Raw genomic sequence first — 8,481 nt, 5'->3', positions numbered from 1 at the left:
CGCCAAGCGGCGGGAGCACGACGCGTTGCGTTTGCGCCCGCATCCCTACGAACTCTACCTCTATTACGACGTGTAAAATCAGAGGGAAAAGTTTTTCACAGGGCGTCTCGCCACAACGGGACGCCCTGTTTTGTCCGTGAGGCCAACTTCAGTCTAACCGGAGACGATAATACCGCTGGTAATTCGTCCGGACTGGATCGCTCAATCCGTGCTTCCGTCGCGGTTCAAACGGGCCAGCACCATTTCCGCGGAGTAACCGGATAATCCAAATTGGCCCCCGACCAGGATCTTGCCGTCACTGAGGGGGAGCAGATCATTAAGATAGGCCGAAACCACGTCCGGCGATCGGAAGGTGGAATCCACGATGCCATCGTGCATCAACCGCCCGGTCAATCTGAGACCAATCTGAGAGCCGCGCCTCAAAGCTGTGGTCGAGGCTGCCTGAGACCCCCACCAGCCACAGGCGACTGAAGGAGAGGCGGCGCTTCAGAAAAAGGATCCTCCCGAAATCGTATCGGGCAATTGCTGCGGCTGCCGCGCGTCGAAGCGCAGCACCACACCGCTGAAATTGATGTTCCGATACGGCACGAAATACACGTAGCGTCCATCGAAGAGCGCCCCTTGAAAACCTTTGGCGCCGAGCCCGCCGGTGTTGCCTGCGTCGTACGCTTGCCAACTGGCCGCATTCGCAAACGTGCCTTGTGTGTCATAGCGCAAGACCCTTCCGCTCGGACCGTTGTTGTTGTAGGGAGTGAACCAGACATACCGTCCATCGAACGCTCCGCCCATGAATCCGGCGGCGCCACCCACGTTGAAAGCGGCGTCGAAGGCGGACCAGCTCGCGCTGTTCGCAAACTCGCCTTGCGTGTCGAAACGCAGAACCCGTCCGCTCCCGACGTACGGGATGAAATAAACGTAGCGTCCGTCAAACACACCGCCTTTGAAGCCTTTGGTGTTCGGGATTCCTGAATTACCGGCATCGTAAGCCCGCCAGCTCGCCGCCTGGCTGAAATCACTTTGCGTGTCGAGCCGGAGCACTCGCCCATGAGTCGCGGTGCCGTCGTAAATCGGCACGAAGTAAATGAAGCGACCATCGAACACGCCGCCGGTAGGGTACCCCAACACGAGCGTCACGGTTTCGTTGTTCTCCGCCACGGCGTCGTTGACAATCGTGACGGGAAAGGACTGCGGTCCTTCCTGGCCGTGGCTCCATGACAACGTTCCGTACGACTTGAAAAAGTCCGAAGGAGCGGTCGCAGTGCCGACGGTGACGGCGTACTTCACTGTGACATCGCCCCAAGCCCCGCCGCTTCGAGTCACGGTCACCGCCGCGGTGCCAGCCCCTTCGTCCACCGTGAAACTGGCCGCGCCGAATTGGATCGTGCCAGGAACTTGCGGCAGGCTCACGCCTGGTCCCTCAAATGCGCCCAGATCCGTCGCCGTCCCAACGACGTTGCGTGGCTGGCTGGCTTGAGGATCAACAATTTCTTCTGTGACGGCGTAGGCCGCGGGAAGTTCGGGAGCCAGCGGGCCGCCAAGGTCAATGGCTGGCGAGGCGTCCGCCAGGTGGAAATCCAGGGCGGCGAGGTTCGCAAAACCGGGGCTGGCTCCGACGATCGTTTGGCCCAGACCCGTGATGAGTCCGTAGAAACCAGTCGTATTCCATGGGACGCGATAAGGGTTAAATCCGGCGCTGATCCAGTTCTTGCCCAGGCGCAGTTCTCCCGCGTTTGAGCCCAAAAGAGAAAAATCTCCAGGTTGCGCGCCGGGCGTCTCCGGTAGATTCGCAATGATGTTGTTCCGGCAATCCACAATGGTGGTCCAGCCGAGGCCGGCGATTTCCGATTGCTGCGGCGTCAGGATGGCGACACTCCACCAGCGGCCGTTCGGACCGGCCTGGTTGGCGTGGTTGATCAGCGTGTTGTGATAGAAGTAATGCGGCCCGCGACGCGCCACGGAAATATCCTCGGCCCCGGCTGAATACCGGACCATGCCGCCGTTGCCGCCCGGGCCGTTGTAGATCACATTCCCGTAAATGTGCGTGGTGTGGTATCCGGGCTGTTGGTCGATCATCCCTTGTCCGCCTTGCGTCTGCAAAATCCAGATGGGATGCCCGGTCACGGTCAGGAATTTGTTGTAGCGAATCACGGTGCGCGCCGAGCGATCTTTGATTCCCTCCCCCGGAATGCCCGGCGCGCTCGGTCCAATCGTGTTGTATTGAAATGTGATTGCCGCCGACCCTGCCGATCCAACGTGTGTTTGCAGGCCTTGGCGCCAGGCAATACACCGAAAGGTGTACCAAGTGTGGATTGCCAAGCGAATCAGGTTGGAGTTCCATTCCGCCGGTGATGCGGTTCGCCTTCGCCTCGACCAGGCACACTGTTGAGCGAGCCGCCTCGAATGAAACCGCAGCGTCGAATGGTCCCGCGAAACCTCCTTGGGCTCCTGCTGGGCTGGTTGCTCACCTTGCCGGCGCCGATTCACGCCCAGCCGGTTGTGACGCCGGGGGCGACCAATGCATTCATTGCGCCCACGAACAGCCTCCCCGTCCTGACCAGCATTCAGCGGATCGTCGGACTCGGCAATGCCGGCGTGAGTCAAACTCAGTAATGGGGGAAGGTCCGGGGCGTCGTGACTTTTCTGATCCCCAGGGGACACATTGCGCCCTTGTCCGCGGAAGAGATACGGCGTCATGCCCCGCGATTGGTTGGACGCGGAGGTGGAAGTCACCGGCGTATGCCAGACCGGCGCGCGCGATGCGGGACACCCTTACGGATTTACGCTCTACGGATCGAGCACCAACATGGTGAAGCTTGTTTCCCGCAGTCCGTCTTCCAACCTCTTCGGCCACCCCGCGCTTCCGATCGCCGAACTTTCGTCTCTCCGAGTTCCGAAAGGCCACCGCGTCAGGCTTCAAGGCACCGTGACTCTTCACCAGCCTTCGGGCCCGATCTTCATCCAGGACGCAAGCGGGGCTGTGGAAGTGCAACCCATGGCCGCCCTGTCGGGATTGGATATCCAGGAGGGACGCATCGAGCATCCGCCGCGCCATAAATTGAGTCCGGGTGATCGGATCGAAGTGATCGGGACGCCGGTGCGCTTGCCGCGGGGATTGATCCTGGGTCACGCAGAATATCAGCGAATTAGCATCGGTCCCGAGATCCCGGCGGTCGCGGTGCGGGTGGCAGAGCTGTTAAATGGGTCGCGTCTTTCGCAACTCGTGACATTACGAGCCCGCTTGATCGATCGGGAGAATCGTCCCGGAGCCGGCGGCGTCCCCACGCAAAACCTGATCCTCGAAGCAGCCGGGGAGAATGTTTATGCCACCTGGGTTGTCAGTGGCCCCGGCCAGCTTCCCCTCAAGGAGAACAGTTATGTCCAGATCACAGGCGTCGCTTCCCTCACCGTTGGGGAATCGGGGGTCCGGCGCTCCTCCATCCTCTGGTTGCGCGGGCCCGAAGACATACAATTCCTGGCCCAGGTGGCTTTCTGGCAGCGACCGGAAGCCCTTCGCGCGCTTGGGGCGGCGGGCGTGGCGGTTTTCTTTGGGGTGGTTTCCATTCTTGCCCTGCGGCGCCAGGTGCGCCAGCGCACGGCTGAATTGACCGAGGCGAACCGGCAGTTGCGGCATGAAATCGGCGAACGCACCCGCGCCGAAGAACGTGTGGCTCAGGCCCTCGAAGCCGAACGGGAAATCGTCCGCCTCAAAAGCACGTTTGTCTCGATGGTTTCCCATGAGTTCCGCACACCGCTGGGCAACATCCAATCCAGCGCCGAATTGTTGACCAGCTATTTCGAGCGCCTGCCTCGCGAACGGCGCGAGCAACTCCTGCGCAATATCGTCAGGTCCACGCAGGACCTCGCCCAAGTCATGGAAAAAGTGCTGCTCTTGAGCCGGGTCGAAGCCGCCAGCTACGAATGCCAGCCCGAACACTTCGACCTCGGTGTGTTTTGCCGCCAACTCGTCGATGAACTGCACTGCGCTACCCAGGCTCGGTGTCCGATTCAATTGTCGCTCGGAGAATTGCCCGAAAAAGTCTGGGCGGACACGACGCTTTTGCGCCATGCCTTCTCCAACCTGTTGTCCAACGCCGTCAAATACTCGCCCCCGGGCTTGCCGGTGGAATTTGAGGTACAGCGTTTCGAGCACGAAGTGATCTTCGTCGTTCGCGATGAGGGCATCGGCATCCCGCCGCAGGATTTGAACCGGTTGTTCAATGCCTTTTATCGCGGGAGCAATACGAATGGAGCGCCCGGCACAGGCCTCGGATTGGTGATCGTGAAACGCTGTGTCGAATTGCACCGCGGCTCGATCCAGATCGAAAGTAAGCCCGAACGAGGCACTCGCGTCACCGTGCGCGTGCCGCTCTTCGCCAAAGAGTATGAAACCGAATTCCTCCGCCGCGCGGCGGCACAGGAGTGAGCGTCAATCCCATTTCGTTTGAATCGTTGATCAAGCCCTCCACCCCATGAGCGCGAAACGCATTCTCGTGATCGAAGACGAACGCGTCATGCGCGAGAACGTCGTGACGCTGCTCGAACTGGAAGGCTTCGAGGTGGTGAGCGCCGCAGACGGCCCGCGGGGCCTCGAACTCGCGCAAGCGAGCCGGCCCGATTTGATCTTGTGCGACGTCATGATGCCGGGCGTGGATGGATACGGCGTCTTGCAAGCCGTGCGGGAAAACTCCGCGCTGGCGCACATTCCATTCATCTTTTTTACCGCCAAGGGCGAACGACCGGACGTTCGCCAGGACATGAATCTCGGCGCGGACGATTACTTGACCAAGCCGGTCTCGAATCACGAATTGCTGGCCGCGATTACCGCGCGCTTCGAGCGGCAAAATCTTCTGAATCCCCCAAAACGGCTTCAGCCCGATTTCTCCTCCGCGGCCCCGCTCGAAAAGCTGGGCCTGACTCCCCGCGAGGCCGAAGTGTTGCTCTGGGTCGCCCGGGGCAAAACCAATTCCGACATCGGCATCATTCTCCAATGCAGCGAGGCGACCGCCAAACGGCATGTCGTCCATATCTTGGAAAAACTCTCCGTCGAGACCCGCACGGCCGCGGCCCGCCTGGCTCTGGAAGCATTGGCTCGGCTGCTCCCGTGAAGTTCTGAGCTGCCCGATCTTATCTGCACGCGGACGACAGACGCGGCGGTGTGCGAAGTCCGTGGTTAGCCTGGTCCGATAGCTCGCCTGGCTATGCTGCGGCTCGTCTTGCAGACACACGCCGCGCTCGGGCGCAGCGTGGCGCTGCAGGAGGCGCCCGGTTCGCAGGATTTTGACCGAAACCAGAGGCCAAATTTGTACAGGTCTCGGGGCGGCTTGTCCTTGGCGAGCGGCCAGGCGTTCACCCACACGGCGTCGTACATCGCCGGCGTTTGCGCAGGATGAGCGATGTCCGTTTCGCTTCTGTAGGCCGCGTTTTGCGCCCGGGGCATCCCTTCAACGAAATCGTCGGGCCAAGCGCCGGTGTACATCCAGCCGTTGTAACCGTAACTCGCTTGATTGAAGTCCGCCGGACTGGCGGAGTCGGTGGCGGGATTGACCCAGGTCTGATCCAGCGTGCCGTTGACCCATCCCACACTGGACAGCCGGGCAAATCTTTGGACAATCGCGCCCGGTGAAACAATCGATTGTCACGCTGGACATGGAAGGCGTCCTGACGCCGGAGATTTGGATCGCGGTTGCAGAGAAAACCCAAATCCCCGAGCTGCGCCGCACGACCCGGGATGAACCCGATTACGACAAACTCATGCGCGGGCGGCTGAAGATATTGGACGCCCATGGATTGAAACTGTCGGACATTCAAGAAGTCATCGGCAGCCTGCGTCCGCTGGACGGCGCGCTGGATTTCCTGCGCGGGCTGCGGTCCGTCGTCCAGGTGGTGATTCTTTCGGACACCTTCGAGCAATTCGCTCAGCCCCTCCTGCGCCAACTCGAGTGGCCAACGCTGCTCTGCCATCGCCTGGAAGTGGTCAATGACCGAATCGTCGATTACAAGATCCGGATTCCAGAACAAAAGAAACAAGCCGTCGCCGCATTCCAACGGATGAATTATCGCGTCATTGCCGCGGGCGATTCTTACAACGACACCGAGATGCTGCGGGAGGCCGGCGCGGGATTTCTCTTCCGCGCTCCGGAAAATGTTCGGCAAGAATTCCCTCAGTTCAAAGCTGTGGATGCTTACGCGGATTTGCTCGAACTCATAAAGGCTGCGCTGTGAGCGCAAGGGGGCATCGTTGGCAGTTCGCTTCCTGCGAGGGTAGGGGATGGGTTTCCCGCGGAGGAGGCACCATATTGGTTTCGTTCCTCGAGGGGAGAGGAAGAAGAGTCAGGGGTGTCGCACAGCTTAGTTTAATGCAACAGCAGAACTGCGAGGGGCGGCAAACCGGCAGGTTTGCCCTACCTGTAATCGTCTAGCGCAGCGGAGCGCGGAGCGCCTTGCCTGGAGTCAGCCCGGTTTGGAATTGGCCTTCTCGCAGGACCGCGACGCCGTTCACGAGAGCCCACTGGATGCCTTCCGAGGGCTGAGCAGGATCCTCGTAAGTAGATCGGTCCAGAATCCTGTCCGCGTCAAAGATCACGAGGTCGGCGTCGGCGCCCACTTGTACGCGGCCTTTCTTCTTCATCATGGGAGCGCGAGGCTCCAGGCGTTGGGCAGGCATGATCGTCATCTTGCGCAGACCATCCATCAAGCTCAGGGCTTTGGCCTCGCGCGCGTAACGGCCCAGCACCCTCGCATAGGTGCCTGCGCCGCGCGGGTGCTGCATGAACCCGTCGCTGGCGATCATCGTCAGTGGATGCGCCACGGCGGCGCGCACGACTTCCTCCGGGTTGGTGTGGGCAATGACCAGGCCGCCGATCTTACGGTAGCGGGCAAAACTCTCCGCCGTCAGGCGTTCGCCGGTCGCGGGCCATTGCAGATTGTGGTAATCGATGTCCATCAGCCTCGTCCAACCTTCGTCGAAGATCGCCGATCGGATATCCGTCATGCCCGCGGTGTAGGGATAACATTCTGTCGTCACGTCGAGTCCATTGGACTTCGCTTCGCCAATCATTTGCAGCAAGCGAGGCGTGCTGCGGCCACCGCTGCTCTGGACATGAACCACATGCAACGGCGCGCCCGTAATGGCGGCGGCCGCGATGATTTCCTCCAATCCTGAAATGCTGCGCTCCAAATCCTGGTCGCGCTTGCTCCGAAGGTGCACGTGGCACGAAGCATGGTAGCGCGCGGCGACGCGGAACATTTCTAGAATCTCCCACGGCGTGGCGCTTGGCGTGTATTGAATCCCAAAACCGACTGCAACCGCGCCACGATCCAGGCCGCGTTCGATCTGCGCTTTCAATTCCGCAATCTGAGTTTCCGTAGCGACTCGATTCGCGCCCTGGGAATCCGCCGGCGGCAGAAAATCCGGACGATCTCCCATCACCGCCATGCGCACCTGGATGTGGCCGACGCTGACGCCGAAATGGATGGGCGATTTTCCTTCGCGCTCGGCGTACCAACGGTCCACATCGGCCGTGCCCACTTCGAGTTCGAGGGCACTGGTGACGCCGTCCATGGCTTTGAAACGGTAATCCTCTTGCGTCTGGCCGTGCTGGTGGAGGTCGATAAAACCGGGCGCGACGACGAGTCCCTTGGCATCGATGACGGCGCGCCCTTTCAACGGTTCCGCGGAAATCGCCGCGATGGTTCCCTCGGAGATCGCGACGTTCCGTATCGCTTCGAAGTTCGAGGCCGGATCCATCACGCGTCCGTTCATGATCACGGTGTCATATTCCTGCGCGGAAGTGGAAGTGGTGAAGCGTAACGCGGCGAGAACCAGTAAGACGAAGAATTTGACCTGGCTGGTGACGGGACCAAGGAAGGCCGGGCTGGTTTTCTGGTTGTAGCTCTCCGGCGAGAGCACGACGCCCGGCCCGCGCCCTGCCTGATCGTGACCGGCTTGAGGATTGAAATGCAGCCGAACAACGTCGCCGCGTTCGAGAACGTAGCGACGCGGCATTACCACGCCTCCTTGCCTTGAGGGCCCTGGATCACGATTTCCCGGTGCAGGTTGCTCGGTCGGATCTCCGCCACCAGGTCGGCCAGGTGATACTCTCGTGGAGGCCTTGGCGCGACGATGAGCCGCCCCTTGGCCACATTCATCTCGACTTCGTCGCCTTCGCGAACGGAGATTTCCTCGGCAAAGGTCTTCGGGATTCGGAGGGCCAGACTGTTGCCCCACCGTTGGACAACTGTTTTCATAATGTAGATACAATGAGACTACTTCTATGCTGTGTCTGGTAGCAATTCTCATTTTGTTCTGCACGTAGTCCCGGCTTTAGCCTTAGTGGTCCATTTCATAAATACGCTCACGTTCGCGGCAAGGGATTTTTCGGCCAGACGAGGCGCGAGCGACGAGCATATCCCGAAGTGGATCTGTAAGGAGCAAGCAACGAAGTCTGGCGAAAAAGAACTGCCGCCCTTCGGGTTGCGCCG

The 8,481-nt window shown here is 60.5% G+C and carries 8 protein-coding genes; 3 read left to right on the top strand and 5 right to left on the bottom strand.

Features of this window, described 5'->3' with window-relative positions; translation table 11 throughout:
• Nucleotides 1-201: 201 nt before the first annotated feature.
• Nucleotides 202-393 (bottom strand): hypothetical protein, encoded by a 192-nt coding sequence (locus FJ398_23185; GenBank protein MBM3840807.1) that lies wholly within the window; start codon nucleotides 391-393, stop codon nucleotides 202-204.
• Nucleotides 394-486: 93 nt separating this feature from the next.
• Nucleotides 487-2,694 (bottom strand): hypothetical protein, encoded by a 2,208-nt coding sequence (locus FJ398_23180; GenBank protein MBM3840806.1) that lies wholly within the window; start codon nucleotides 2,692-2,694, stop codon nucleotides 487-489.
• Here FJ398_23180 and FJ398_23175 point away from each other — a divergent pair.
• Complete coding sequence (locus tag FJ398_23175; protein MBM3840805.1) at nucleotides 2,693-4,423, top strand: HAMP domain-containing histidine kinase; 1,731 nt, start codon at nucleotides 2,693-2,695, stop codon at nucleotides 4,421-4,423. The two genes, FJ398_23180 and FJ398_23175, sit on opposite strands and share 2 nt — an antisense overlap.
• 46 nt (nucleotides 4,424-4,469) lie before the next feature.
• Entirely contained in the window at nucleotides 4,470-5,105 is a 636-nt protein-coding gene (locus FJ398_23170; GenBank protein MBM3840804.1) for a response regulator transcription factor, read from the top strand.
• A 65-nt stretch (nucleotides 5,106-5,170) separates the two neighbouring features.
• Here the strand turns inward: FJ398_23170 and FJ398_23165 are convergent, their stop codons facing one another.
• Nucleotides 5,171-5,581 (bottom strand): hypothetical protein, encoded by a 411-nt coding sequence (locus FJ398_23165; GenBank protein MBM3840803.1) that lies wholly within the window; start codon nucleotides 5,579-5,581, stop codon nucleotides 5,171-5,173.
• 38 nt (nucleotides 5,582-5,619) lie between these two features.
• Between FJ398_23165 and thrH the strand changes: the two genes are divergently transcribed.
• On the top strand, nucleotides 5,620-6,222 hold the full coding sequence (gene thrH / locus FJ398_23160; GenBank protein ID MBM3840802.1) for a bifunctional phosphoserine phosphatase/homoserine phosphotransferase ThrH: 603 nt from the start codon (nucleotides 5,620-5,622) through the stop codon (nucleotides 6,220-6,222).
• A 193-nt stretch (nucleotides 6,223-6,415) separates the two neighbouring features.
• Here the strand turns inward: thrH and FJ398_23155 are convergent, their stop codons facing one another.
• Together FJ398_23155 and FJ398_23150 are read right to left on the bottom strand one after the other, a co-directional pair.
• Nucleotides 6,416-8,005, bottom strand: a complete 1,590-nt coding sequence (locus tag FJ398_23155) for an amidohydrolase family protein (GenBank protein MBM3840801.1) — start codon at nucleotides 8,003-8,005, stop codon at nucleotides 6,416-6,418.
• Complete coding sequence (locus tag FJ398_23150) at nucleotides 8,005-8,247, bottom strand: AbrB/MazE/SpoVT family DNA-binding domain-containing protein (GenBank protein MBM3840800.1); 243 nt, start codon at nucleotides 8,245-8,247, stop codon at nucleotides 8,005-8,007. The genes FJ398_23155 and FJ398_23150 overlap by 1 nt, the downstream gene beginning before the upstream one ends.
• Between the last annotated feature and the right edge of the window lie 234 nt (nucleotides 8,248-8,481).

This window comes from Verrucomicrobiota bacterium, assembly GCA_016871535.1.
Lineage (GTDB): Bacteria > Verrucomicrobiota > Verrucomicrobiia > Limisphaerales > SIBE01 > VHCZ01.
The sequence above is the reverse complement of the archived record's forward strand: the minus strand, read 5'-3'. Positions and strand labels throughout refer to the sequence as shown.

Bases quoted from the DNA above. Each gene is read 5' to 3' on its own strand.
- FJ398_23150 (MBM3840800.1), bottom strand. From the start codon at position 8,247: ATGAAAACAGTTGTCCAACGGTGGGGCAACAGTCTGGCCCTCCGAATC.
- FJ398_23170 (MBM3840804.1), top strand. From the start codon at position 4,470: ATGAGCGCGAAACGCATTCTCGTGATCGAAGACGAACGCGTCATGCGC.
- FJ398_23155 (MBM3840801.1), bottom strand. From the start codon at position 8,005: ATGCCGCGTCGCTACGTTCTCGAACGCGGCGACGTTGTTCGGCTGCAT.
- FJ398_23175 (MBM3840805.1), top strand. From the start codon at position 2,693: ATGCCCCGCGATTGGTTGGACGCGGAGGTGGAAGTCACCGGCGTATGC.
- FJ398_23180 (MBM3840806.1), bottom strand. From the start codon at position 2,694: ATGACGCCGTATCTCTTCCGCGGACAAGGGCGCAATGTGTCCCCTGGG.